This is a genomic window from Streptomyces sp. BB1-1-1 (genome assembly GCF_031597775.1).
GTDB classification, from domain to species: Bacteria; Actinomycetota; Actinomycetes; order Streptomycetales; family Streptomycetaceae; genus Streptomyces; species Streptomyces thinghirensis.
Genome location: NZ_CP134203.1, coordinates 4,503,045 through 4,526,516, shown reverse-complemented (window position 1 = coordinate 4,526,516; position 23,472 = coordinate 4,503,045). Strand labels below are relative to the sequence as shown.

Here is a 23,472-nt window from a genome sequence, read left to right as displayed (position 1 = left end):
TCCTCTCGGGTGGCGGTCGGGTCAGGTGAGTTGGGCGGCGATGGCGTCGGCGAGGTGGGGCGGGACGCCGAGGCGGGCGCGGAGGGTGTCGGTGTCGATCGGGGCGCCGGTGCGGGCGTGGTGGTCGTCGGCGACCTTGCGGGCGTGGTCGACGAGCGCGGCCGGGACCGGCACAGCCGTGGGCAGGACGGGAGTTTCCTCGACCCGCGGGACGACGGGAGGTTCGGACGCCGGGCCCGGCTCAGCGGCAGCCGTCTCGGGCGCGGGATCCGGAGCCGGGACGGAGGGTGCCGGCGGGTCCGGGGCGGGGTCCGCGGGCGAGTGGGCGAGGAGGGTGCCGCCCATGAAGGCCAGGGCTGGCCAGGCCGCGACGAGGATGCGCAGCCAGGCCGGAACGTCGCCGAGGTCGAGGAGCCCGGCGGTGGCCACGTTGGCACCGAGCGACGCGACCAGGGCGATGACGAACCAGCACCAGGCCAGCCGGGACGGCCCATCGGCCCGCAGCCGACGCCAGGCGGCGACCAGGAGCAGGTCGACCGAGACGGGATAGGCCCAGGCCTTCCAGCCGCTCTGTCCGGCAGCGGCGGCGAGGTCATGCAGGTGGGCGAAGGACAACGCCCCGGCGATGACGGCCTGAACGAGTACGGCGTCGATACGGAGAGCGGCGCGGGCCATCACGGCTCCTTCCTGTGATCAGGCACGGCGGGGGTAGGGACCTGGCGCGAAGGACGGTCGCGCCGACCGATGGGAGGGGAGGTGTCAGGCGGCGGTGGCGGGGGCTGTCTTGGACAGCGGGACGCGGTCCGAGGGCAGCGGAGCGACCGCGGGCCGGAAGGGCGCGAGGGCGGGCAGCTCGGGGGTGCGGTCGGCGTGCTTGTTGCAGATGTTCACGGCCTGGCGCAGCGTGGTGTGCGGGGCGCGGATGCGGTGCCAGCCGCCGGTGGAGTCCCCGGCGATGGCGATTCCGCGTGTCTCGGCGGGAATCTGGATGGCGGCGAGGACGGCGTCCGGGGCGATGTCGCCGAAGGCCATGTTCGCGGATGTCTCGTCGTTGACGCGGTGGGCGGTGCGGCCGGTGAGCTGGGCGCGGAGCATGGTGATGCCCTTGCCGAGTTCGGAGCCGAAGCGCTGCCCGCAGATCTCCAGGTAGACGCCGGCCGCGCGGCCGAGCTGGGCGAGGCGGACCAGGGCGGTGATGATCCGGTCCCGGCGCTTCTCTTCCTCCTTGCTGGCGAAGAGCGCGAGTTCGGCGACCTCGTCGACCAGGACGACGACCGGCACCGGCCGCAGGTCCTCGGGCAGGTCCCAGATGTCGGCGGCGATTTCCGCATCCTGTACGGCAACGCTGATCCGCTGTTCGGCGCGGATGAGCTGGTAGACGTCCTGCATGTGGGACACCAGCGCTTCCAGCAGCTCCAGCGCGGTATCCGGGTTGTCGGCAAGCGCGGAGAACCGTCGGGCCAGCGGGAACAGCTCGACTCCTTGCTTGCAGTCGATGCCGACCAGCGCGACGTGGTGCGGGGCGAGCCCGGCGACGAGGTTGCGCTGATAGACGGACTTGCCGGACTCCGTGGCCCCGAGGGTCAGGCCGTGCGGGACGGCGCGGTAGTCGCGGTAGTGGACCGAGCCGTCCTCCCGCAGCGCGACCGGGACGCGCATCGGGCGGGTGTCGGTCTTGGCCGGCATCTGCACCCGCTTGAGCACGTTGTAGCCGGTCATCCGGATCTCGACCACGCCGGAGCGCAGCTCACGGGAGGTGACGCCGTACATCCCGAAGGAGTGGCGCAGCCGCTCCGAGGCGGCGGCTACGTCGAAGGCGTCCTGGCCCGGGCGGAGTTTGAGCCGGAGGACCAGGCCGGTGTGGGTGGGCCGCAGCCGCAGGATGCGCGGCGCGCGGGACTCCGGCGCCGGGCGGTTGGTCATCCGGGCCAGCATGAGGCGCCAGCGCGAGGGCGGGACCGTCAGCCCGCAGGCCTCCATAACGGAGGCGTAGCGGACCAGGACGCGCACGGCAGCGAAGGTGACCCCGAAGGTCATCCAGTACCAGGCGGGACGCCGCCACCGCAGGAGACCCGCAGCGGCGACGACCACCAGCAGTAAGACCGTCGGCCACGTCATGGCTCAGGCCGCCTTCGAGCCCGCGCCCGTGGTGGCCAGCGAGGTGACGGCGACCGCGCGGAAGGCGATGCCGTGCCGCTTCTGGCCGTTGAACTCGTTCTCCCACGGCCGGGCGACCAGCCCCGTGAGCGCGGCCGGGGTGCCCATGGTCAGGTCACCGGAGATGCCGGTCTCCGGGACGGTGACGGACAGGATCTCGACTTCGTCGTTGGCCGCGAACATCACGTCCACGGTCATCAGCTTCGCGCCGGTCTCGGCGTCGGTCGCGATCTCACCGGTACGGCGGTCCCGCACCTTGGGCTGCGGGGTCTTGGCGACCATCACGGTCGCGGCGGAGGTGTCGACGGGGATCTGACGCACAGCAGAACACTCCTCTATAGGTGATGGACTCCGTCACTCATGTACATGAGTAACATGAAGAAGAGTGCATCACTCCTGTACATGAGTCAACCCGCCGCGACATCGAAGTCACGACGGGTTGCAGGAAGTTGAGCGAGCGTCAGTCGGCGGCAGGGATGCGGTACTCGAAAACGAACTGGTCAGCAGCCATGAGCGTGTCGCAGACCTCCACCACGATCCCGGCCGTCGTACGGGCTTCCCGGATCAGGTGAACCACCGGCGCACCCGGACTCAGCGCCAGCTCGGAGGCTTCCGCCTTGGAGGCCGGCCGCGCTTGCAGCGTCTCGACGAACTCCGCGAACTCGTGCCCGTGGTCTTCGAGTCGGGCGTAGATGCCACCGCCTCCGGGGTTCTCGGCGAACAGCTCGGGGATGTCCTTGACGACGTCCCACGGGAGGTAGGAGGAGGCGGTCTCGACCGGGGTGCCGTTGCGGAAGTAGAGGCGCCGCCGGGCAAGCACCTGAGTGCCGGCGGGGACGCCGAGCCGCCGGGCGGCATCCGCGGGGGCCTCCATCGGCCCGATGTAGAGGACACTTACCTTGGCGGTGGCGCCGGACTGGGCGGACTCCGCGAGGTAGGCGGCCTTGCCGCTCTGTCGGAGCGAGCGCCGGAAGCGGTCGGAGGAACGGTGCCGCACCGGCGGCCGGTCCTTCACGATCGAGCCCTTGCCGTGCCGGGTCTCGACGAGCCCACTCGCCCGCACCTCGACCATGGCCTTGCGGATCGTGCCGCCGGACACGCCGTAGCGGTCCACCAGCTCCGACTCACTCGGCACCATGTCACCAGGCTTGAGCACACCCGCCCGGATCTGCTGCACGATCTCGTCCGCGATCTGCACATACCGAGGCCCGGACCTGCCCCCCTCTACCGCAGTTCCCATAGTCCTTCTCTGCCTCCTATGCTCCTGTACATGAGTCAACCACAGGAAGCAACGTCGACGCCCCTGCACTCCGTATCCGTAGCCGGAGTCGTCGTGCGCGAAGACGGCCGCCTCCTGGCGATCCGCCGAGCCGACAACGGCACCTGGGAACTCCCCGGCGGAGTACTCGAACTGAACGAGACCCCGGAGGCCGGCGTAGCCCGCGAGGTCTGGGAAGAGACAGGAGTCCACGTCGAGGTCGATGAACTCACCGGCGTCTACAAGAACACCACCCGAGGCATCGTCGCCCTGGTCTTCCGCTGCAAGCCCTCCGGCGGCACCGAACGCACCTCAAGCGAGTCAACGGCCGTCTCCTGGCTCACACCCGACGAGGTCAGCGACCGCATGTCCGAGGTCTACGCGATCAGACTCTTCGATGCCCTAGACGGCAACGGCCCCCACGTACGCAGCCACGACGGCAAGCACCTCATCCCAGCGGGATAAGACTTTCCCTACTTCATCAAGGCCCGCGCACGGCGCGGGCGCGCGCCGCCTCTACGGCGCGGCCCGCCTCCTGTCTTCGCCCCGGCTGGCCGCGCCCGGCGGCGCGCTCGGCTGCTGCGGGCATGAAGTGGGGAGACACCCTCTGTGGCTGGGGCGGTCGGCTCCACGGCTTTAGGCAGCCACTTTGGGGCGAGCCTCTAAGATCTTGGCCCCAACGTCGTGCTTTAACGGGCAGGTCCACAGACTGCCCGACTCGCCATCAGCTTACGGGGCCAAGATCACTCGCCCCAAAGCAGCTCCAGCCCAAAGCCGCTCCACCGACCTTCGGAAAATCGGCTCGCAAAGATCTCCACCTGAGCTAACATCTGAACAAACAGATCAGAGGGGGAAATGTGCAGCGATTCCACGGCGACCAAGACCTTCTTCGACTCGCCGATGCATTCCCCTCCGACGACTGGCCCCGTCTACTTTGCCCTCGGTGCGAGCGCGGCATTTTGCGCCGCATAGACGGAAAGAGCATTGCAACGGTCGAAGCCGCAGACTCGGCATCGGACAAGTGGCGCGACCATGACGCTTGGGATCCGGATTGGATCTATGGCTATTTCCACGGATCGCTGAGGTGTACGGAATCCTCATGCAATGAGCCGACCATCGTCTCAGGAGATTACCGAGTTGCATGCCGCCCAGGTCCAGAAGGATACGCCGACTACTTCAACTCGTACCTCCTTCGGTTTACAGTTCCCGCACTATGCTTGATGAAGCTACCCGACAGCTGTCCCGACCCGGTCAAAGATCGCGTACAGGATGCTGCTCGCGTCATTTGGGCTGACGCGGGATCAGCCGCCAACCGGTTGAGGTCCGCAATCGAGGAACTCCTGACAGCACAGAAGATTCCGAGAACTAAGCTGGTAACCAGGCGTGGGCCCGCGCAGGTCAAGCGGCGCCTGCGACTTTCGACTCAAGCACGCATTGAAATACTTCGCTCAAAAGAGTCGGAGGCGGCTGACCTACTTGAGGCCGTAAAGTGGATCGGAAACAGCGGAAGCCACGAGGGATCAGTAACAGTCGAAGACGTCCTGAACGGTGTCGTATTGTTGGAGCATGCATTGCATACCCTATACGACAGAAGAGCGAAGGATCTGGCGAAGATCGCAAAGCAGATCAACAACAGGAAAGGTCCGGTGCGCGACCCGAAAGAAAAGACGGGAAAGAGGTAGAGCGCTGCATTTCCCTCTTTACGAACCAACTTCCGCAGCAGCTGCGACGTCAATTTCAGCATCGTCAGTGGTGGGGTTCCAGAGCTCACGCGGTGCCGTAACGTGCGTTATACCAATGGTGTCCCCGTAAGGGAATGCCTTATCCCGAGAAACAAAATAGTCGGCCTTCATCCGGACGGCAGTAGCGAGATGTGTCGCGTCCGGCCCTCGAAGCTTGTATTGGTCGGCCAGGTGGCGCACTTCTCGCGCAACCAAAAGATCCACCTCAACCCACTGTATCTCCAGGCGTTCCAGATACTCAGCGACCACGCGATCACGTTCGCTCGCGTCCACATCTCCCTTGCGGCCGTTCAACTCCACCAAGAGAAGCGTGGAAGCTACTATCTGAATGTCACCCCTGTGAGCCGCCCGAAGAATTTTATAGGAGTTAGGCCACAAGCCCCTTTCCTTCTTTATGACGTTGAAGAAAATATCCGCGTCAACATAGACCAAGGGCTCAGGCACTTCTCACCTGCTTCAGATACTCTGCAGTACTCAGGTTGCCCGTTATCCGAGGATTAACCCCCAGGATTTCACTCGGGTCCATAGGGCCACGACGTTCAGGCATTACTTCAAGATCTGTCATTTGCAACGAGACCGCCTGACCCTCGGAGTTTCGCTGCAAGAAACCCGATGCGATAACCCGCCGCCCCCAGGCGTTTCGCAGCACTTCACTATGGTCACTATGGGCAACCACTCGCACAGCATGTCGCGTTCGCGGGTCTCGAATCAAAGCCCTGGGTGCACTTCCCCGACTGTGACTCAAAACGTCCAGCGTCCCTGTAACACTGGAGAACGCACTTCTAGCAGGCTGAACCGCCTCCGTGGCGTTATTGACGGTCCCTTCATCGACAGTAGCCGTATGTTGCTCGCCATTCAGTGCGGTAACAGCTACTCTTTCAATCCCACCAGGCCCAATATGCTTCCCGATGTGCCCAACACGAGCAACTGTTCGCTCGCTGAAAAAGGGGGGGATCTTGGGGGACTCTGTGAGAAGGTCGACGCCGTCCACGAACCCATGCAGCGGAGCGCTGATGGACTGAAGTGAGCGCTTGGCCGGCACTATGGCAGGAACCAGGACGATCCGAACATCGCTTCCCATAGTCATGTCGGCGATGGCCCACCGCAGACGCGGACTTCGTACGGGGAGCGCCGTTCGATCAACTTCCTCAAGCGAAAGACGGACCTCGCCGAGAATCTGTGTATAGGTCTTGAGGTCCAGGCGTGAAGTCATCGGGGCGATGCGCACTTCAAGAGCACTATCGTCGCGGACAGTAGTAGTGGTCACGGCTACACCCCTTCCCGCTCGTAGTCCCATCGTCGCACCCATCACTGACACAGGTACGCCCACGTGACAGATGACGACGGTACGGACGATCCTGTCGAAATGCTCCCCCTTTGATCACCGCGTTGACCCAATCGTTACACTGATAGTGATCGCCAACGCAGGTACTCCCCACCGCCCAGCAAGCTATCCGGACGGGCGTTCAGCCCGTTGGGTCGCTCGTGGAGCGAATGCCTTGGCTCAGATGGCTGGCTGGGCCGCCTCTGGGCCGCCCGAGGTCAGCCGACACCAACCGACAACGGCAGAAGCCCACAGCATCTGAATTGGTCAGAGCCGTGGGCTTCGTCAGTCCCCCTGGTCAGCGGAGCCAGTGATCAGTAGACGGTCTTCCGAGTTCCGACGGTCCTGTTTCCGGAGGCGCTTGTTCTCTCGCAGTCAGGAGGTGACCGCGGCTGGTCGCGACGCGGAGCACGTCTCGCAGGGCCCTGGTCAGTTCGGTCAGCATGAGACGCAGGTGCTCCGAGCCAACATCCCGGTCACCTAGTACTGGCGAAACCTCCTCCACAAGTTCAGCCGCCACCCCGAGTTGTACCGCCTCGATGTTGTCCGCCAGGCGGGACATGTAGCTGCCGCTGTCATCGGTGCTCAAGTAGCAGGGCTTGCCGTCCGGGCCCGACCACGGGAGGAGTCGCAGTTCGTTCTGCGGCGTCATTTGTGCGCCTGCCCTTCTTCGGTCACGTGGTGGGTGCTGAAGACGGCGTCGACACGATCCCCAGGGAACACCAGTAGTGCCGCCTCAATGACTCGTCCTGCGTTGTCTGCCGCTACGCGAGTGATCGCGAGGACGGCCAAGGCTGTGTTGATCCGCAGGGTTGACGCCTCATCCGGCGTTGGGAGTCGGGCGGACACCGTCTCGTGCACCTCGGCCGGCGGCGGGTCCGGCACAGAGAAGCTGGCTTCCGCCCACGCCCTTGAGGACCGGTCGCCGAGCGCCGTGGTCGGTGTCAGGTCTCGCGGTACGTAGACACGGGCCAGGCTGTGTGGGGACTCTCCCTCGTAGCTGAGGCGCATGAATTCGGTCAGTGGGCTTCCGTCATCCACTTTCAGGAGCGCTGTCAGGTACCCCCGCGCAGGCAGCGCGGTAGCGCGGACCGTCACGCGCAGGTCCACGTCTGCGGCAGTCCGAGGATCCAGCGCGCCCCACCCACCGACGTAAGTGATCTTGCGCAGGGGGCGGCGTACGAAGTTGCCCTTGCCGTGGATCTTCTCGACGAGGCCTTCGCCCTGGAGAACGGCGAGGGCACTTCGCAGTGTCGCCGTGCTGACCTTGTACCGGTCGGCCAAGGCGGACTCAGACGGGAGCCGGTCACCAGGTCCGATGCAACCGGTCGTGATCTGGCGTCTCAGGTCGTCAGCGACGACAAGGCGGCGAGACGTCATGGGCGTCACCGCCTCCTCGTCATCCGCACGGCGACGAGCCGCGTCCGTCCGTTTATGGTCAGCAGCTCTCCCGACTCGAACAGGAGTTGCTTCGAGCCCTGGGGCAGTTGGAAGAGGTCGCTCACCCGGCATGCCCGACCGCCGACTTGAATGATGTCGCCTCGCAGAACAGTCGCGGCCGTGATCTCGACGTTGGATGCCAGCGCACCCCCAGGGGCCCAGTTGCTCACCGCTTCACCGCCGGGCGCGTGCAGTGGTCCGGCGCAGAGTGGCAAGGGCGGACGCACGTCTCGTAAATCACCGGCAGGTCGACCGGCACCACGGATGGCGACGCTTCCGCGCAGGCTGTGTGAGTACCGACCCGGCATGCGGTCGACCGGTAGGTAGCAGCCCCGGTTTCCGATACATGGAGGCGTTGACGAGGAGGCATCAGCGAACACCTGCCAGGGCCGAGAAGGCCTCCGCCGGCAGTCGCGGCGCCACGATCACCGAGCGCTGGCGTGCACGCTGCCGCTCCCATGCCATCACGTACGGGCGGACGAGCGCGTTGTCCTCGCCCAGGAGCCCTTGAAGGCGGTCAGCGGTGTCCGGCATCCAGTCCGGGACGGCCGGGGGCTCCACGGCGGGCGCGGGAGGCGTCGCCACAGCCGTCCGGGACGGCGTTAAGACTCGGCGGTGCCTGCCCTTGGGGAAGTACCGCGCTCTGGCGAGCGAGACGGCACGGCGGATACGGTTGAGCACGCTGCTCAGCTCCTATCGCTGATAGCTCGGTCCCCCGACATCGCCCGTCGTGGGGGCCGCTTTGCGTACGACCGCCCAAAGGGTGCGGCCGTTCAAGCTGGTGGCGTGAAGCCCGAATCGATCGGCCTCCGCCAGCACTTCCAAGACCTCCCGCCACGACTCGGCGGAGAGCGATTCCGGCACCTCCGCCTCGACCGACATGCACCGGTCGCGCTCTTCCACGCGTGTGGTGAGCCCGACCGCCGATAACCGGGCAGCGATGGCCTCCACGCTCACTCGCGAAGCGGGCACAGGGAAGCCTCCGTCACTCGGCGATCACTTTGAGTGAAGCTAGTTAACTAGATTAGAGCTAGTGGACTAGATTTTCCATATGCCTGAGCAGCCGCCCTATCTCCGCATCGCCGACGAGCTACGGCAGCGGATCGCGGAGCACGTGTGGGAACCGGGGGACCGGCTTCCCTCCCGTGCCCAGATCGGCCAGGAGTGCGGCGTAGGCGAGAACGTCGTCCGCAGGGCTCAGGAGCTGCTGATCTCCCAAGGCGTGTTGGAGGGCCGAGCCGGTTCGGGCACCTACGTCGCCGAGCCCCGGCAACGCGTACGCGTGGTGCGGTCGTCCGCGCGCGAGCAGCCCGAAGAGTCGCCGTTCCGGGCGGACATGAAGGCCGTCGGCAGGCAGGGTGACTGGGAGAGCAGGACGGACGCCAAGGTGCCGGCCCCGGCGGAGGTTGCCGCCCGACTCGGGATCGCCGAGGGCGAGCTGTGTGTCAGGACCGCGTACGAGTTCCTGGCCGACGGCAGGCCCGTGCAGCTCTCGACCAGTTGGGAGCCGTACGACCTCACCGCCGGGACTCTCGTCGTCCTCCCCGAGGGAGGACCGCACGCCGGGGCGGGTGTCGTGAATCGGATGGCCGCCATCGGGATCACCGTCAGCCATGCCGTGGAGCAGCCCGAGCCCAGGCAGGCGACCGCCGAGGAGGCGTCGCTGCTCGGGATTCAGAAGGCCGCACTCGTCACGCACATCCGGCGGACGTACTACAGCGACCAGGGGCGGCCCGTCGAGACAGCGGACATCGTGGTGCCCGCGGCTCACTGCGAGATCGTCTACGAGATTCCGATCAGCCACTGACAAGCTGGCTCTACCACGCCAAGGCTTCAGCTTGTCGGAGGCGTGTGCAAGCGTGCCGCCGTGACTACATCCACTCCTCATCTGCCCAGGCCGTTTCTAACGTGCTGGCTCCATTGGATTGCGGTACCAACCGAGGATCAGCACGGAGTCATGTCCCTACTAGGGCTGACGGCCCCGGTACCCGTCTCTTTCAGCGGCGCTGAAGAGGCCGTCGACGAGGACAGCCATTCCGGAGCCGAGAGGCTTGGTCGGGTGTACGTGAGCCCGGCACTCGATGGGTGGACCCTGGTCATCGGCCGTTGGTGCGATCCCTGCGACCCCGAACGCTCGGATGATGTGCTGCGCCTGTGCGAGGCGCTGAGTGCCCGCTACGGACAGGCGCAGGCTTACTACTACGGCGCGCAGGGTGACGGGTCGGCCTGGTTGATCGCGGAGCAAGGGACGGTCGTGCGCCGTTACTGCGAGACCGACGAGGGCGAGGACCACTACCTGACACTGGGCGAACCGCTGCCCTTCGAGCGCTCTCGGCGGGATGCCCTGGGGCTGACCACGACTTGGGACGCGGCATCCGAGACAGAAGAGGACGAGGATGACTGGGCCATGGAGACCATGCACATGGCACCGGAGATCGCCGCCGAGCTCAGTCTCAGTCCACTTGCCCTGACGGCAGACACCCCGATGGCTGGCATCGGCGTCTTGGCGCGCACTCCACCCAGCTCGTCTTGAGACCGCCAGCGTGCCCCTTCCGTGCCCGATCGGCCGGTGAATCGCGGGGAATGGCGGTGTTCGGCGGGCAGCGCACACGACGACGGCCCCCGACCGTAACGCCTGGTCAGGGGCCGTTCATCACTGCGGTGGGTGTGGGATTTGAACCCACGGTGACTTGCGCCACGACGGTTTTCAAGACCGTTCCCTTAGGCCGCTCGGGCAACCCACCCCGCGCCGTTCGTGATCGACGGCGCGGGACCAGGGTAGCGGGTCGGCGCGAGGGTGCGTGGGTCAGTCGTCGCCGATCTTGGAGCCCAGGGTGAGCTCGGTCGTGCGCTCCTTGCCGCCGCGCTCGTAGGTGACCGTGACCTTGTCGCCGGGCTTGTGGGTCCAGATCTCGCCGATCAGGGTCGGGCCGCTGTCGATCACGCGGTCGTCGAGCTTGGTGATGACGTCGCCGGGCTTGAGGCCCGCGTCGGCGGCCGGGCCGCCCGGCTCGACCGGCTCGGAACCGCCCACGCCCTGCTCGGTGAGCTTGGCGCCGTTCGTCGTCTCCTCCAGGGAGACGGAGGCGCCGATCTTCGCGTACACCGGCTTGCCGGTCTTGATCAGCTGCTTGGCGACGAACTCGGCCTGGTTGATGGGGATGGCGAAGCCCAGTCCGATCGAACCGGCCTGGCCGGTGCCGAAGCCGCCGTTGCTCGTGGACTGGATCGCGGAGTTGATCCCGATGACGTTGCCCTGCGCGTCCAGCAGCGGGCCGCCGGAGTTGCCCGGGTTGATCGACGCGTCGGTCTGCAGGGCGCTCATGTAGGACGCCTTGCTGCTGGCGCTACCGTCGCTGGAGGCCACGGGGCGGTTCTTGGCGCTGATGATGCCCGTGGTCACCGTGTCGGACAGCCCGAAGGGGGCGCCGATGGCGATCGTGGAGTCGCCGACGGCGACCTTGTCGGAGTCGCCGAGGGGCAGCGGCTTCAGGTCCGAGGGGGCGTTCTCCAGCTTGATGACCGCCACGTCGTAGCCCTGGGCGTGGCCGACCACCTCGGCTGCGTACTTCTTGCCGCTGGGGAAGGTCGCGCTGAGCTTGCCGCCGTCGACCGCCTCCGCCACCACGTGGTTGTTGGTGACGATGTGGCCCTGCTTGTCGAAGACGAACCCGGTGCCGGTGCCGCCCTCGCCGTTGCTGCCCTCCGCCTGGATGGTGACCGTGCTGGGCAGCGCCTTGGCGGCCACGCCGGCGACCGTGCCCGCCTCGCGCTTGACGGAGCCGCCGGTGTCGGAGGCGGAGACCGTCGTGGAGCCGGACTCGTCGTTGTTCTTGGCCAGGGTGTAGCCGAGGCCGCCGCCCAGACCGCCCGCGACCAGCGCGGCGACCAGGAGCGCGGCGACCACGCCGCCACGGCCACGGCCCGACTTCGGCGCGGGCGGCTGGTACGAGGCGCCCCAGCCGCCGCCGGAGCCGTCACCGCCTCCGCCGCCGTACGACGGGGTGCCCGGCGGCGGGGGCGGCGGCCAGGAGGCGTCGGGCGCGGAGTACCCCTGGGACGCGGCCGGGCCGTGGGCGGCATGCGAACCGTGGGAGGCGCCCGGGTCCTGTGGGGCGGCCTGGTGCGGGGCGTCGGCGGGAGCGGCGGCCTGCCCGAAGCCGTCGTGCGGTTGCGGTCCCGCGGGCGCGTGGGAGGGCGGCTGTTCCGGGCGCGGCACGGCCGGCTGGGCGGAGGCTGCGGGAGATTCCACCGGCACGGGAGGCGCGGACGGGGCCGGGGGTACCGCGGTGCCCTCGTTCTCGGTGCTCACAGCTTCTCTCCTCGTTCCACGGCTGTTTGTCGGTCGCACTGGTCACACTGGTCGCGCTCAGCGACGCTCACGCGGCGCTCCACGGTCCGGCGCGACGCAGATGTGCAGTGTTTTCGTATGCCATCAGCTTTTCCCACGGGCCGTCAGAGCACCATAAGCGGTTGCTGTGGGTTCCCGATCGACCTTTATATGGGTCATCCAAGACTAAACGGACGTGCGGTCGATGACTCCGGTGGCACGTCTACCCGCCCGCGGTGGCACCATGACGCGGTGACCCACGCACGACAGCACCGGATCCAGGTCGTCGCCCACCGAGGAGCCTCCGAGGAGGCACCCGAGCACACCCTGGCCGCGTACCGGAAGGCGATCGAGGACGGGGCGGACGCCCTCGAGTGCGATGTGCGCCTGACCGCCGACGGTCATCTCGTCTGCGTTCACGACTGGCGCGTCAACCGTACGTCCAACGGTCGCGGCGCGGTGTCGGCGCTGGAGTTGGCCGATCTGGCCGCGCTGGACTTCGGCGCCCGCAGGACCCGGGAGTTCTGGCGGACGCGCGACGAGCAGCCCGACTGGGAGCACCGGCCCGAGGACCGCGAGGAGACCTCCGTCCTGACCCTGGAGCGACTGCTCCAGCTGGTGTCCGACGCGGGGCGGCGGGTGGAGCTGGCCATCGAGACCAAGCACCCCACGCGCTGGGCGGGGCAGGTGGAGGAGCGGCTGCTGGTGCTCCTGAAGCGGTTCGGACTCGACGCCCCGGCCTCGGCCAACGAGTCCCCGGTGCGTGTGATGAGTTTCTCGGCCCGCTCGCTGCACCGGGTGCGGGCCGCGTCGCCGACCCTGCCGACCGTCTATCTGATGCAGTTCGTCTCGCCCCGGCTGCGGGACGGGCGGCTGCCCGCGGGTGTCCGGATCGCGGGCCCCTCGATCCGGATCGTGCGGAACCATCCCTCCTACATCGAACGCCTGAAGCGGGCCGGCCACCAGGTGCACGTGTGGACCGTGAACGAGACCGCGGACGTGGATCTCTGCGCCGACCTGGGCGTCGACGCCATCATCACCAACCGGCCACGCGCGGTCCTGGACCACCTGGACCACTTGGACCACCTGGACCGCTGATTCGCCCGCGCTTCGTCCCGCCGTCGTCCCGCGATTCGTCCCGTGATTCGTCCGGAAGTCTTGACCCGGCGGCCTGTCTCCCGCATTCTCCGGTCTCGGCCACACCGACGAAATCCAGCCACGCGGTTACGGGGAGTGCTCCGGCGCGTTCGGTACGTGTTCGACCGTGTCGAATGCGTCACTGGGCGGGGACCGGCCGGTTTCCGGTTCAGGCCAGAGGGGCATCCACACCGTGGCGTGGGGCGAAGGAGGTCTCGGGGGTGGCGTTGGTGGTGGCACAGGAGGTGCCCACGTCGTCGAGCATGGCCGTTCCCCATGGCCCTGCGGGCGTGGGGAAAGCAAGGCACCGGATGCGGGAGCAGTTGCGCAGCGGCGGTGTCGCGGAATCGGTCATCGACGACGCCGTACTGGTCCTTTCCGAACTCTTGAGCAACGCGTGCAAACACGGCCGTCCGCTGGGCGACGCCCTGGCCGGTGACGGCGACGTGCGCGCCGCGTGGCAGGTGGACGCGGGCGGCCGGCTCGTCGTGGAGGTCACGGACGGCGGCGGACCGACCCGCCCGGCCCCGGCGACCCCTTCGGTCACCGCACACGGCGGCCGCGGGCTGAACATCATCACCGCGCTCGCCGACGACTGGGGCGTACGGGACGACGCGCGCGGTGAGGTCACGGTGTGGGTCGTCGTCCACGACGACGTGCACGACCCGGACGCCGGGCACCGGCGCGACGACTTCGCCACCCGGATCACGGCACCGGCGGTGTCGGAGATCCCCGGCCTGGACTTCGCGGAGGCCTTCGAGGACCTGGGCTGACCGGGCCGGCGGGTGGGCGCGCCGGCCCGGCGAGTGGCCGCGCCGACCCGCGAGTGGGCGCGCCGGCCCGGCGAGTGGGCGCGCGGGGAAGCCGAAGGGCGGCGGAGGGAAGCCGTAGCGAGCCCCCGGGACTAGTTGTCCACGGGAAGCCCGTTGTCCACAGGGGCACGTCGGCCAGGTTGTGAACGGCTAGGCTCGCGCCGTACGAGATGAGCCGCAACCGGGAGACACCCACGATGGCCAAGAAGCGACCCCAGACGAAGGCCAAGCGCCCGCAGCCCACCGGCGCTGACGGGAACTTCCCGGTCGTCGGCGCCCGCGAGCCCTGCCCCTGCGGCAGCGGCCGCCGCTACAAGGCCTGCCACGGCCGGGCCGCCGCACAGGCCACGACCGAGCTCGTACAGCGCCCGTTCGAGGGGCTGCCCGGCGAGTGCGACTGGGTGGCCCTGCGCGAGCTGGTGCCGGCGGCCACGGTCGGGCTGACCCTGAAGGACGGCCTGCCCGACGGAGTCCCCTCCGTCACGCTGGCCACGGTGCTGCCGATGGCCTGGCCGGCCCTGCGCCGCGACGACGGCTCGGTCCTGCTCGGCCTGCAGAACGACACGGCGTCGGGCGACATCAGCCGCGACCTCGCCGACACCCTCCAGCGGGCGCTGACCGCCGCACCGGGTACTCCGGTGCAGGGCCGCCGCGCGCCGGCCGACGGCCCCCGGCTGCAGGACCTGCTCGCGCCCGAGGGCGCGTTCGAGCCGGACGTGCACGAGGGCTTCGAGTTCTGGGTCCCGGACCCGGAGAACGCCACGCCGGAGGTGTCCGCCTCCCTGGAGCGGGCCAACGCCGCCGCCATCCCGACCGTCCGGCTCCAGGGCGTGGACGCCGCCTACTGGTGCGAGACGCCGGAGAAGAACCACCTGCGCTGGGTCATGCCGCACGAGGAGGAGCGGCTTCTGGACGCTCTTGCCCGGCTGCACGCCGCAGGCCGGTCGTCTCTCGGCGAGGGCACCCGCCTGGTCGGCTCCTTCCGCGCTCACGGGCTCACCGTCCCGGTGTGGGACCTGCCGAGCGAGACCGGCGCGCAGGACATGGAGAAGCCGGCGGCCGAGTTCGCCGAGCGCCTCGCCGAGGCCCTGGCCACCGACGCCCCGCTCACCCCCGACGAGCGCCGGGCCCGCGGCGGCCTGACCAACCGACAGGTGACGCTCAGCTGACGCACAGCCGTGGAGGCCGGCCCGGCTGACCGACCGGTCAGCCGGGGCTCCGGTCCGGGAAGGCGTGACTCCGGTCACAACTCCCGGTGAAGACAGGCCAGTCGGTGACCGGAAAACAAGAGATCGAATTTGCTAACCGCCGATCTCTTGTTACCGTTCGAGTAGCCCGGTTGCTGGTGCATCCCCCGTCGCCAGCAACCGGGTCTTTCCATGCGCCCGGTCGCACACGTACCGCAGTCGTCCGTCAACTCCCCGTTCCCGCAGGTGAGTTGCTCGTCCCGTCACCGCTGTGCCCAGCGCCTCCACCGCCCCCGGCGCCTCCGTTGCCGTCGCGGCTCCCGCCACTGCCGCCGCTCTCGTCGCCCCCGTCGCCACGGTTGCTGCCGGTACGAAGCAGCAGCGGCCCGTACCCGGCCCGTGCCGCGAACTCCGCGACCGCGGTGTACGCCGTCGGCCCGCCCCGGATACGTTCCCTGGGCGTCTCGCAGGTGCCCGGAGCGTCCTCGGCACCCACCGCGCAGCGCGTCCGCACGCTGCGTCCGTCGGGCCCCATGAGGCTCAGCACGGATTCGAGCGGGTCACCGGTCGCGTTGCGGTAGTAGGTGCGTGCCCAGGTCTCCGTCCCCTGCGTCACGACACAGGTCTGCGCCTCGACACCCTCGGGCGAGGTGAGTTCGGGGCCACAGCGCACGGCGGTGGCCGGGCCGGGGGGCAACGGGGACCGGGCGGCCGCGGCCGGGGCACGGTCGGCTCCTTCGGGCGCCTTTCCGTCCCCGTCCCCGTTCCCACCCTGCGAGAGGAGACGTACGGCCGGAGGGTTCTCCTGCTCCGCGCCGCCCGGGGGCCCCGCGGACGCCACGGCGAACGGCAGCACGACCGCGCACACCACGACACCGGCGAGCCCGTACAGACGGACCCGCCGGCGGTCCGGCCCCCCGCGGCGTGGCCCTGCACGGTCCGGCCCGGCGGCGCGGTGCGTCCTGGCGGCACGGTGCGACCCGGCGGCGCGGTGCTCCCCAGCATGAAGCGGCATGGGGCGGACGATAACGACCACAGGCGTGCGCGGACTTCCGCGCACGCCGGACACCCCTACAACTCGGGCGCGCTCACACCCGTACGAGTGAGGGCGTCGACCACGGCGTCCACCACGGCCTCCACGTCGGGCACCCAGGGTGAGGCGGACCCGGGCAGCGGCGCCCGCTCCCAGCGGACGGTGCCGCCACCGGTCTCCGACGGGGGCAGCGCGAGATAGCCGCCCTCGCCGTGGAAGCGCAGTGAGCCGGGGACGAAGTCCTTGGCGTAGAGCAGCTCGCCCAGCTGCTCCATCGAGTACGGCTTGACCAGCAGCGACCAGCGGGTGGGCGAGGCCACGACCGGGCCGAGCCGCAGGCCCGCGCGGTCGAGCGCGGCAAGGGCGTGGGCGGCCGGCAGGGCGGGCAGGGAGACGGCGCACGGGGCGACGCCCCCGGTGGCCAGGACGATCGGCGCGGTGGGGCGGTTGGTCCACCACCAGCGCACCATGCGCCCGTCGGTGGTGGCGGCGAGGAGGCCGGGGTCGAAGGGGTGCGCGCCGGGCACCGTGCACTCCGGGTCCGGGCAGCCGCAGCGCGACCGCGCCCGCGGGTCCGCCGCCACGCCCGGGAGTACGGGCCACTGCCATTGCGTCGCGTAGGTCAGGGCCGCGCCGATCAGCTCAGGCTGTCCGTCGTCGTGCTGGGACAAGAGCCTGCGTCGCCTTCCGAGGATCTCGCGCATGAGCGCTCGTTCCTTTCCGTTGCACGCCTGGCAACACTGTGGTCACATCACACCATGTGTCGATCTCTTCGCTGTGCGTAGCTGGTGGTGCATCACACCCCTGCCAAGAAGGACATCGCAGGGCAAGGGAAACCCCTGTGGGTCGAGCACTGACTGCGTCCGCGGCGGTTCCGTCCACACTGCGTCTATCAAAAGCATGGGCCTGGCGCGGGGGTGGCGAAGTCTGGCGTTTACCGTCCCGCGTATTTCTCTCCGCCTCCGCCACGGGAGGATGGGGCACGGTCGTCGGTGGATAGGACGCCCGGGTCCGCCGCCAGGTTCCAGGTGGCCCCCAACCACCCCTGGCCTTCTCCGAGTACGTACCCATCACGACCGCTGTGACGCTCCGTAAAGCACCCCCAGTCGACCGCAACAAGGCGTCCCCTGGGGCAGTTTCAAGCCAATTTCGTATTTCCGCAAGAGGTCGGGGAGGAGGTCACTCGCACCTCACGGACACCAGGAATACCGGCAGGACAATGCTGGACATCTCCTTACGAGTGCGTGTACATGTGGAGACACTGCTAGCGGCGCAGAATGACATGGGGGTTTGCGATGCTTTTGAGCAGTAAGCGCCGGTCGGAAGGCCGGACGCCATGAACGCCCCGCACCCCGCGAAAGTGGCCGGAATCGATTCAACGGTTCCGTCCCCCGCACACACTGTCGCGCCCGCAACCCCGGGCGCCTCCCCGGCCACCGCGCCGAACGCCACGGACGCCGCAGAGGCCACGGCCGCGCCGGGAGCCCCCTGCGCCCCCGGCGCCCTGCTCCAGGACCGGCTGGCCGGCTGGGTGTCGGACCTGACGACCCTGCACGAGCTGACCGAGCGCCTGGCCCGTAGGGACTCCCTCTCCGAAGGCCTCCAGGAAGTACTGCGCGCCGGAGCCGCCCTGGTGGGCGCCCGGCGTGGTCTCGTCGTCCTGGAACCGGCCGACGGACTCGGCCCGGACACCACCGTCGGCCTCGGACTGGCCCGCGCCGATCTCGGCCATATCGAGACCGTCCCCCGAAGTGCCCTGTCCTACGGGCGGATTCTGGACGGGCTGCCGGTCGGCGCGGACGGGATCACCGAGCCCGACCTGTTCGCCGGGAAGAACCTCGACCCCCGCCACCGCGAGATCGCCGCCCGCCTCGGCTACGCCGCCAGCTACGCGCTTCCCCTGTCCGCCGAGGACACCGGGACAATCGGGACCACGGGGGCCACCGAGACGACCACAGGGACCACCGGCCGCCTCGGCGCCGCCGTATGGCTGTACGACGAGCCCGCCGAACCCGGTGAGCGGCAACGCCATCTCGCCGGCCTCTACGCCCGGTACGCCGCCCAGCACCTGGCCCGCCTGCTGGAAGTCGAACGCACGCGCGCGTGCATGGCGACGATGGCCGAGGAACTGCTGCCCTCCCGCCTGCCGCGGGTGCCCGGCGTGCAGCTCGCCGCCCGGCACCGCACCGGTCCGCGTGGGGGCGGCGACTGGTACGACGCCCTGCCGCTGCCGGACGCCGCGCTCGGTCTCGCCGTCGGGTCCGTCACCGGGTCCGGCCCCAGCGCGGTCGCCGCGATGGGCCGGCTGCGCGCCTCCCTGCGGGCGTACGCCGTGATGGAGGGCGAGGACCCCGTCGCCGTACTGTCCGACCTGGAGCTGCTGCTGCGCCTCACCGAGCCCGCCCGCTCGGCCACCGCACTGTTCGGCTACTGCGAGCCCGCGCTGCGCAGGATCACGCTGGCCGGCGCCGGGCACAGCCCGCCGCTGCTGATCGGGGAGCGGCGCACGGAGTTCGTCGAGACCTCCGTCTCCGCGCCGCTCGGCATGCTCGCCTGCTGGGAGGCGCCGAGCGTGGAGTTCCAGGCCGAACCCGGAGAGACGGTTCTGCTGTACACCGACGGACTGCTGCACCGCACCGGCGACCCGGCCGACCGAGCCTTCGCCCGGCTGCACGCGGCGGCGGCCGCCGTCCCCCGGGCCGAGCGCCACGACCCGGACGCCGTCGCCGAGCACGTCCTGCGCACGGTGCTGCCGGACGGGAAGGCCGACGCGGACTCGGAGGAGGACGTCGTCCTGCTCGCCGTCCGGTTCGAATAACGGGGCACCGTCCCCCCGCACGTCACACATAACGGACGGTAGTGCCTCCATGTAACAGGCCCTACGGCCCTGAGCCCCCTTCCGTACGACCGTACGATGGGGGGTGGTCCAGTGCCGTATCAAGGAGGATGACCGTGTCGGAGGAGCTCACCCCGGAGAACCCGGAGAACCCGGAGACCCCGGAGAACCCGGAGAACGAGACCGAGGAGCCGATCAAGCAGCGCAAGAACGGCCTGTACCCGGGCGTGTCCGACGAGCTGGCCGAGAACATGAAGTCCGGCTGGGCCGACACGGAGCTGCGCGACCTGGAGCCCATCGCCCAGGCCGCCGAGACCGCCGCCCGCCGCGCCGCGCTGTCCGCCCGCTTCCCCGGCGAGCGCCTGGTGATCCCCGCGGGCAACCTGAAGACCCGCTCGAACGACACGGAGTACTCCTTCCGCGCCTCGGTCGAGTACGCCTACCTCACCGGCAACCAGACTGAGGACGGCGTCCTGGTCATGGAGCCCAAGGGTGACGGCCACACCGCGACGATCTACCTCCTGCCGCGCTCCGACCGCGAGAACGGCGAGTTCTGGCTCGACGGCCAGGGCGAGCTGTGGGTCGGCCGCCGCCACTCCCTCACCGAGGCGGAGAAGCGCTACGGCATCCCCGCCTCCGACGTGCGCGAGCTGGCCGACAGCCTGCGCGAGGCCACCGGCCCGGTGCGCGTCGTGCGCGGCTTCGACGCCGGCGTCGAGGCGGCCCTGACCGACAAGGTCACCGCCGAGCGCGACGAGGAACTGCGCGTCTTCCTCTCCGAGGCCCGCCTGGTCAAGGACGAGTTCGAGATCGGCGAGCTGCAGAAGGCCGTCGACTCCACCGTGCGCGGCTTCGAGGACGTCGTGAAGGTACTCGACAAGGCCGAGGCGACCAGCGAGCGCTACATCGAGGGCACCTTCTTCCTCCGCGCCCGCGTGGAGGGCAACGACGTCGGCTACGGCTCGATCTGCGCCGCGGGACCGCACGCCTGCACCCTGCACTGGGTGCGCAACGACGGCCCGGTCCGCTCCGGCGACCTGCTGCTGCTCGACGCGGGCGTGGAGACGCACACCTACTACACCGCGGACGTCACGCGCACGCTGCCGATCAACGGCCGCTACAGCGAGCTGCAGAAGAAGATCTACGACGCCGTGTACGACGCCCAGGAGGCCGGCATCGCGGCGGTGAAGCCGGGCGCCAAGTACCGCGACTTCCACGACGCGTCCCAGCGTGTGCTGGCCGAGCGGCTCGTCGAGTGGGGCCTGGTCGAGGGCCCCGTCGAGCGGGTGCTGGAGCTGGGCCTGCAGCGCCGCTGGACGCTGCACGGCACCGGCCACATGCTCGGCATGGACGTCCACGACTGCGCCGCCGCGCGCGTCGAGTCCTACGTCGACGGCACGCTGGAATCCGGCATGGTGCTCACCGTCGAGCCGGGCCTGTACTTCCAGGCCGACGACCTGACCGTGCCCGAGGAGTACCGGGGCATCGGCGTCCGCATCGAGGACGACATCCTCGTCACCGCGGACGGCAACCGGAACCTGTCCGCCGGGCTGCCGCGCCGGTCGGACGAGGTCGAGGAGTGGATGGCGGCGCTGAAGGGCTGATCCACGGTTCGATGGCCGGGTACCGCACGAGGTACCCGGCCATCGACGTGCCTGCCGTCAGACCGCCACCAGCGGAGTGCCCTCACGCCACTTGAGGATCTTGTCGAAGCTCACCACGGCCCCGGACCGGCCCGGCGTGCTGCCGATGTGGACGTGGTCGGCGAGTTCCCGGATGAGACACAGGCCGCGGCCGTCCTCGGCGTCGTCGGACACCGGGCGGGCCGCTGCCCCCGGTCGGCCCGGAGCGGACGCGGGGAATCCCGGGCCCGTGTCGGCGACCTCGATGCGGCACAGTTCGCCGTCGAGGTAGGCCGTGACGCGGTACGCCTCCGAGGAGCCGTCGGGTGCGTCGTCCCCACCGTGCTCCACGGCGTTCGCGCAGGCCTCGCTCAGCGCGACGGAGAGGTCGAAGGAGATGTCGGGGTCGACGCCCGCGGTCTCCATGGTGCCGATCAGCAGGCGGCGGGCCAGGGGCACGCTCGCAGCCTCGCGCCGCAAATGGAGTGACCACCAGATGCTCATGCTCCAGCCTCCCGGCCGCGGCTCGACATACCGTTACGTATTGCCCCCCGTGGCCGGGCGTAAGCGCGGTGTCCGCGTGAGACCGCCCATATGGCGGATGTGTGCATGCCGCCGATCGGTGTATGTGGGGCGGCTCGCACCAGAGAGTGATCTTCCGGCGCTCTTCCGGTCGTACGGCATCTTGTGGACCTGCCGTACGGCCCGGGGGGTCCCAGTGCGATGATGAGGCCGCCATGACTGCCCCCCATCCGCCAACGGCGCGCTCCGGAAACGATCTGCGGATCCTGCGGGCCGCGGTGTTCGCCGCGGTCTGCGTCGTGCTGGCCGCGGCGGGGCACACCCTCGCCTCCTGCGCCAGTGTTCCGCTGTGGTCGCTGGGCGCGGGATTCCTCGGGGCGGTCGTGGTCGCCGCGCCCCTCGCCGGACGCGAACGCTCGCTGCCCGGCATCGCGGTGCTGCTCACCGTCGGACAGACCGCGCTGCACACCTTGTTCGGTCTCGGCCAGCACGGTGCCACCGCGGTCACGGCCTCCGGTACGACCGCCGCGTCCACCGGCGGGCCGGGCGCGCTGTCCGACGCGTCACTGGTCCAGCAGGCCGCACGGCTGGTGTGCGGGACCACCGCGGCGGCGCTCAGCCCGGCCCAGGCCCAGCGCATCCTCACCGACGCGCGGATCGCCCCGGACGTCCGCGCCGGCTCGGGGCACCACCCCGCCGACGCCCTGTCCACCGCCGGCTCCTCGGCCTCGCTGCTGCCGTCCCTGCCGATGCTGCTCGGTCACGTCCTCGCGGCCCTGGCCGCCGGCTGGCTGCTGCGGCGCGGCGACCTGGCCCTGGCCCGGCTCGTCGAACTGTCGGCACACTCGGCCCACTCGGTGGCCGAGGCCGCGCTCGTACGCGCCCTGCGCGCGGCGCTCTCCCTGGTCCACGCCCTGCACGCCGGGCTCGCCGGCGTCCCCGGAACGGGTCCGCGCCTGCCGCACACCGCCCGGTTGGCGCCGTCCCGGCCCCGCACCACCGCACTCCAACACACGGTGATCAGGCGCGGCCCGCCGAGCGACGCGTTGGCCCTCGCCGCCTGACACGACGCGACCACCACCCCGCTTCGGCCTCATCGGCCGCCGTGCGGAGGGGCCGCCGTCGTGCGGCACGCGCGCGTGCGCGCATCCCTCCCGTCACCCGTCACCGGACCAGTACCGGTGGCCCACTCGAAGCGGAGTGATCCGTCCATGAAGGTCTCTCGTATCGCCGCCGTCGGCGCCGTCTCCGGCATCGCCGTCCTCGCCCTGTCCGCGCCCGCCTTCGCGCACGTCAGCGTGCAGCCGGAGGGCACGGCCGCCAAGGGCGGCTACGCGGTCGTCGGCTTCAAGGTCCCCAACGAACGCGACAACGCCTCCACCACCAAGCTGGAGGTCAACTTCCCCACCGACCACCCGCTGGCGTCCGTGATGCCGCAGCCGGTCCCCGGCTGGAAGGCAGTGGTCACCAAGACCAAGCCGGCCAAGCCGCTGGAGTCGCACGGGAAGCAGATCACCGAAGTCGTCAGCAAGGTCACCTGGACCGCCGACGGCAAGGGGATCGAGCCCGGCTACTTCCAGAAGTTCCCGGTCTCCGTCGGCGCTCTGCCCGAGGACGCCGACGAGCTGGTGTTCAAGGCGATCCAGACCTACGACAACAAGGAGGTCGTGCGCTGGATCGAGGTGCCGCAGGAGGGCCAGGAGGAGCCCGACTACCCGGCGCCCGTGCTGGAGCTGGCCGCCGCCGAGGACGACGCCCACGGATCGTCGGGCGCGAAGGCCGAGGACGACACCGAGGCGGCCGCGAAGAACACCGCCGCCGACACCGCCGCCTCCTCCGACTCCGGTGACGGCAGCGACACCACCGCCCGAGTCCTCGGCATCGTCGGCATCGTCGTCGGCGCCGCGGGCGTCGCGTACGGCGTGCTGGCCGGACGCCGGCGCGACTCCGGCGCGTCGGCGTAGCAACGCCCGTGCCGGTGCGGCGGCGTAGCGACGCCGCCGCATCCTCTCGTCCGGTGTGCGCCGGGTTCCCTCCGTCGGTCCGACGGACCCCGGCGCGCTCCGGAGCAC

25 protein-coding genes and 1 tRNA gene are annotated in these 23,472 nt (G+C 69.6%); 11 read left to right on the top strand and 15 right to left on the bottom strand.

The genetic code is table 11. The annotated features are described in order from the left end of the window. Nucleotides 1-21: 21 nt before the first annotated feature. The 4 genes from RI578_RS20820 to RI578_RS20805 form a co-directional block, all read right to left on the bottom strand. A complete protein-coding gene (locus tag RI578_RS20820) occupies nucleotides 22-675 on the bottom strand; it encodes a DUF2637 domain-containing protein (protein WP_310872469.1) in 654 nt (217 codons plus the stop codon). An 84-nt stretch (nucleotides 676-759) separates the two neighbouring features. After that, nucleotides 760-2,118 carry an FtsK/SpoIIIE domain-containing protein gene (locus tag RI578_RS20815; protein WP_310872468.1) on the bottom strand — a complete coding sequence of 453 codons (1,359 nt, stop codon included), beginning with the start codon at nucleotides 2,116-2,118 and terminating at the stop codon, nucleotides 760-762. A 3-nt stretch (nucleotides 2,119-2,121) separates the two neighbouring features. Continuing rightward, nucleotides 2,122-2,478: a hypothetical protein gene (locus tag RI578_RS20810; RefSeq protein ID WP_121710537.1), complete on the bottom strand. Its 357-nt coding sequence runs from the start codon at nucleotides 2,476-2,478 to the stop codon at nucleotides 2,122-2,124. A 139-nt stretch (nucleotides 2,479-2,617) separates the two neighbouring features. After that, entirely contained in the window at nucleotides 2,618-3,397 is a 780-nt protein-coding gene (locus RI578_RS20805) for a GntR family transcriptional regulator (protein WP_310872467.1), read from the bottom strand. 18 nt (nucleotides 3,398-3,415) lie between these two features. Here RI578_RS20805 and RI578_RS20800 point away from each other — a divergent pair, with 18 nt between their 5' ends. Together RI578_RS20800 and RI578_RS20795 are read left to right on the top strand one after the other, a co-directional pair. After that, the gene (locus RI578_RS20800) at nucleotides 3,416-3,880 is read left to right on the top strand and encodes an NUDIX domain-containing protein (protein WP_310872466.1); all 465 of its coding nucleotides are present in this window, start codon (nucleotides 3,416-3,418) and stop codon (nucleotides 3,878-3,880) included. A 755-nt stretch (nucleotides 3,881-4,635) separates the two neighbouring features. Continuing rightward, nucleotides 4,636-5,097, top strand: a complete 462-nt coding sequence (locus RI578_RS20795) for a DUF4145 domain-containing protein (protein ID WP_310872465.1) — start codon at nucleotides 4,636-4,638, stop codon at nucleotides 5,095-5,097. Nucleotides 5,098-5,115: 18 nt separating this feature from the next. Here the strand turns inward: RI578_RS20795 and RI578_RS20790 are convergent, their stop codons facing one another. The 6 genes from RI578_RS20790 to RI578_RS20765 form a co-directional block, all read right to left on the bottom strand. Beyond that, the gene (locus RI578_RS20790) at nucleotides 5,116-5,589 is read right to left on the bottom strand and encodes a type II toxin-antitoxin system VapC family toxin (protein WP_310872464.1); all 474 of its coding nucleotides are present in this window, start codon (nucleotides 5,587-5,589) and stop codon (nucleotides 5,116-5,118) included. Between the two features lie 1,190 nt (nucleotides 5,590-6,779). Then, nucleotides 6,780-7,133 carry a hypothetical protein gene (locus RI578_RS20785; RefSeq protein WP_310872463.1) on the bottom strand — a complete coding sequence of 118 codons (354 nt, stop codon included), beginning with the start codon at nucleotides 7,131-7,133 and terminating at the stop codon, nucleotides 6,780-6,782. Next, entirely contained in the window at nucleotides 7,130-7,861 is a 732-nt protein-coding gene (locus RI578_RS20780) for a GntR family transcriptional regulator (protein WP_310872462.1), read from the bottom strand. The genes RI578_RS20785 and RI578_RS20780 overlap by 4 nt, the downstream gene beginning before the upstream one ends. 5 nt (nucleotides 7,862-7,866) lie before the next feature. Continuing rightward, a complete protein-coding gene (locus tag RI578_RS20775; protein ID WP_310872461.1) occupies nucleotides 7,867-8,091 on the bottom strand; it encodes a hypothetical protein in 225 nt (74 codons plus the stop codon). A gap of 199 nt (nucleotides 8,092-8,290) precedes the next feature. Then, on the bottom strand, nucleotides 8,291-8,506 hold the full coding sequence (locus RI578_RS20770; RefSeq protein WP_310872460.1) for a hypothetical protein: 216 nt from the start codon (nucleotides 8,504-8,506) through the stop codon (nucleotides 8,291-8,293). Between the two features lie 108 nt (nucleotides 8,507-8,614). Beyond that, nucleotides 8,615-8,893, bottom strand: coding sequence for a hypothetical protein (locus RI578_RS20765; protein WP_310872459.1), 279 nt, complete (start codon nucleotides 8,891-8,893; stop codon nucleotides 8,615-8,617). Between the two features lie 79 nt (nucleotides 8,894-8,972). Between RI578_RS20765 and RI578_RS20760 the strand changes: the two genes are divergently transcribed. Beyond that, complete coding sequence (locus RI578_RS20760) at nucleotides 8,973-9,728, top strand: GntR family transcriptional regulator (RefSeq protein WP_310872458.1); 756 nt, start codon at nucleotides 8,973-8,975, stop codon at nucleotides 9,726-9,728. A 150-nt stretch (nucleotides 9,729-9,878) separates the two neighbouring features. Next, nucleotides 9,879-10,454, top strand: coding sequence for a hypothetical protein (locus tag RI578_RS20755; protein WP_310872457.1), 576 nt, complete (start codon nucleotides 9,879-9,881; stop codon nucleotides 10,452-10,454). Nucleotides 10,455-10,580: 126 nt separating this feature from the next. On the opposite strand, the gene RI578_RS20750 is transcribed toward RI578_RS20755, so the two are convergent. Both RI578_RS20750 and RI578_RS20745 read right to left on the bottom strand, forming a co-directional pair. Further along, nucleotides 10,581-10,665, bottom strand: a tRNA-Ser gene (locus RI578_RS20750). A 62-nt stretch (nucleotides 10,666-10,727) separates the two neighbouring features. Further along, nucleotides 10,728-12,233 carry a trypsin-like peptidase domain-containing protein gene (locus RI578_RS20745; RefSeq protein WP_310872456.1) on the bottom strand — a complete coding sequence of 502 codons (1,506 nt, stop codon included), beginning with the start codon at nucleotides 12,231-12,233 and terminating at the stop codon, nucleotides 10,728-10,730. Between the two features lie 270 nt (nucleotides 12,234-12,503). On the opposite strand from RI578_RS20745, the gene RI578_RS20740 reads away from it, so the two are divergent. The 3 genes from RI578_RS20740 (at nucleotide 12,504) to RI578_RS20730 (ending at nucleotide 15,369) form a co-directional block, all read left to right on the top strand. Next, nucleotides 12,504-13,349 (top strand): glycerophosphodiester phosphodiesterase, encoded by an 846-nt coding sequence (locus tag RI578_RS20740; RefSeq protein WP_310872455.1) that lies wholly within the window; start codon nucleotides 12,504-12,506, stop codon nucleotides 13,347-13,349. A gap of 260 nt (nucleotides 13,350-13,609) precedes the next feature. Next, entirely contained in the window at nucleotides 13,610-14,161 is a 552-nt protein-coding gene (locus RI578_RS20735; protein WP_310872454.1) for an ATP-binding protein, read from the top strand. 236 nt (nucleotides 14,162-14,397) lie between these two features. Next, on the top strand, nucleotides 14,398-15,369 hold the full coding sequence (locus tag RI578_RS20730; RefSeq protein WP_310872453.1) for a DUF5926 family protein: 972 nt from the start codon (nucleotides 14,398-14,400) through the stop codon (nucleotides 15,367-15,369). Nucleotides 15,370-15,613: 244 nt separating this feature from the next. Here the strand turns inward: RI578_RS20730 and RI578_RS20725 are convergent, their stop codons facing one another. Together RI578_RS20725 and RI578_RS20720 are read right to left on the bottom strand one after the other, a co-directional pair. Further along, the gene (locus RI578_RS20725) at nucleotides 15,614-16,402 is read right to left on the bottom strand and encodes a hypothetical protein (RefSeq protein ID WP_399060864.1); all 789 of its coding nucleotides are present in this window, start codon (nucleotides 16,400-16,402) and stop codon (nucleotides 15,614-15,616) included. Between the two features lie 56 nt (nucleotides 16,403-16,458). Then, complete coding sequence (locus RI578_RS20720; RefSeq protein ID WP_310872452.1) at nucleotides 16,459-17,124, bottom strand: bifunctional DNA primase/polymerase; 666 nt, start codon at nucleotides 17,122-17,124, stop codon at nucleotides 16,459-16,461. Between the two features lie 632 nt (nucleotides 17,125-17,756). On the opposite strand from RI578_RS20720, the gene RI578_RS20715 reads away from it, so the two are divergent. Further along, the gene (locus RI578_RS20715) at nucleotides 17,757-19,238 is read left to right on the top strand and encodes a PP2C family protein-serine/threonine phosphatase (RefSeq protein WP_310872451.1); all 1,482 of its coding nucleotides are present in this window, start codon (nucleotides 17,757-17,759) and stop codon (nucleotides 19,236-19,238) included. Nucleotides 19,239-19,372: 134 nt separating this feature from the next. Then, nucleotides 19,373-20,860, top strand: coding sequence for an aminopeptidase P family protein (locus RI578_RS20710; protein ID WP_310872450.1), 1,488 nt, complete (start codon nucleotides 19,373-19,375; stop codon nucleotides 20,858-20,860). Nucleotides 20,861-20,917: 57 nt separating this feature from the next. Here RI578_RS20710 and RI578_RS20705 read toward each other — a convergent pair whose 3' ends face one another. Beyond that, nucleotides 20,918-21,382, bottom strand: a complete 465-nt coding sequence (locus tag RI578_RS20705) for an ATP-binding protein (RefSeq protein ID WP_310872449.1) — start codon at nucleotides 21,380-21,382, stop codon at nucleotides 20,918-20,920. 233 nt (nucleotides 21,383-21,615) lie between these two features. Between RI578_RS20705 and RI578_RS20700 the strand changes: the two genes are divergently transcribed. Together RI578_RS20700 and RI578_RS20695 are read left to right on the top strand one after the other, a co-directional pair. Next, nucleotides 21,616-22,464, top strand: a complete 849-nt coding sequence (locus RI578_RS20700) for a hypothetical protein (RefSeq protein WP_310872448.1) — start codon at nucleotides 21,616-21,618, stop codon at nucleotides 22,462-22,464. Nucleotides 22,465-22,611: 147 nt separating this feature from the next. After that, a complete protein-coding gene (locus tag RI578_RS20695; RefSeq protein WP_310872447.1) occupies nucleotides 22,612-23,364 on the top strand; it encodes a YcnI family protein in 753 nt (250 codons plus the stop codon). Nucleotides 23,365-23,472 lie beyond the last annotated feature (108 nt).

Coding starts and splice junctions, on each gene's coding strand:
- RI578_RS20820 (WP_310872469.1), bottom strand. CDS start 675: ATGGCCCGCGCCGCTCTCCGTATCGACGCCGTACTCGTTCAGGCCGTC.
- RI578_RS20815 (WP_310872468.1), bottom strand. CDS start 2,118: ATGACGTGGCCGACGGTCTTACTGCTGGTGGTCGTCGCCGCTGCGGGT.
- RI578_RS20805 (WP_310872467.1), bottom strand. CDS start 3,397: ATGGGAACTGCGGTAGAGGGGGGCAGGTCCGGGCCTCGGTATGTGCAG.
- RI578_RS20800 (WP_310872466.1), top strand. CDS start 3,416: ATGCTCCTGTACATGAGTCAACCACAGGAAGCAACGTCGACGCCCCTG.
- RI578_RS20795 (WP_310872465.1), top strand. CDS start 4,636: ATGAAGCTACCCGACAGCTGTCCCGACCCGGTCAAAGATCGCGTACAG.
- RI578_RS20785 (WP_310872463.1), bottom strand. CDS start 7,133: ATGACGCCGCAGAACGAACTGCGACTCCTCCCGTGGTCGGGCCCGGAC.
- RI578_RS20780 (WP_310872462.1), bottom strand. CDS start 7,861: ATGACGTCTCGCCGCCTTGTCGTCGCTGACGACCTGAGACGCCAGATC.
- RI578_RS20760 (WP_310872458.1), top strand. CDS start 8,973: ATGCCTGAGCAGCCGCCCTATCTCCGCATCGCCGACGAGCTACGGCAG.
- RI578_RS20755 (WP_310872457.1), top strand. CDS start 9,879: ATGTCCCTACTAGGGCTGACGGCCCCGGTACCCGTCTCTTTCAGCGGC.
- RI578_RS20730 (WP_310872453.1), top strand. CDS start 14,398: ATGGCCAAGAAGCGACCCCAGACGAAGGCCAAGCGCCCGCAGCCCACC.
- RI578_RS20725 (WP_399060864.1), bottom strand. CDS start 16,402: ATGCCGCTTCATGCTGGGGAGCACCGCGCCGCCGGGTCGCACCGTGCC.
- RI578_RS20720 (WP_310872452.1), bottom strand. CDS start 17,124: ATGCGCGAGATCCTCGGAAGGCGACGCAGGCTCTTGTCCCAGCACGAC.
- RI578_RS20715 (WP_310872451.1), top strand. CDS start 17,757: ATGAACGCCCCGCACCCCGCGAAAGTGGCCGGAATCGATTCAACGGTT.
- RI578_RS20705 (WP_310872449.1), bottom strand. CDS start 21,382: ATGAGCATCTGGTGGTCACTCCATTTGCGGCGCGAGGCTGCGAGCGTG.
- RI578_RS20700 (WP_310872448.1), top strand. CDS start 21,616: ATGACTGCCCCCCATCCGCCAACGGCGCGCTCCGGAAACGATCTGCGG.
- RI578_RS20695 (WP_310872447.1), top strand. CDS start 22,612: ATGAAGGTCTCTCGTATCGCCGCCGTCGGCGCCGTCTCCGGCATCGCC.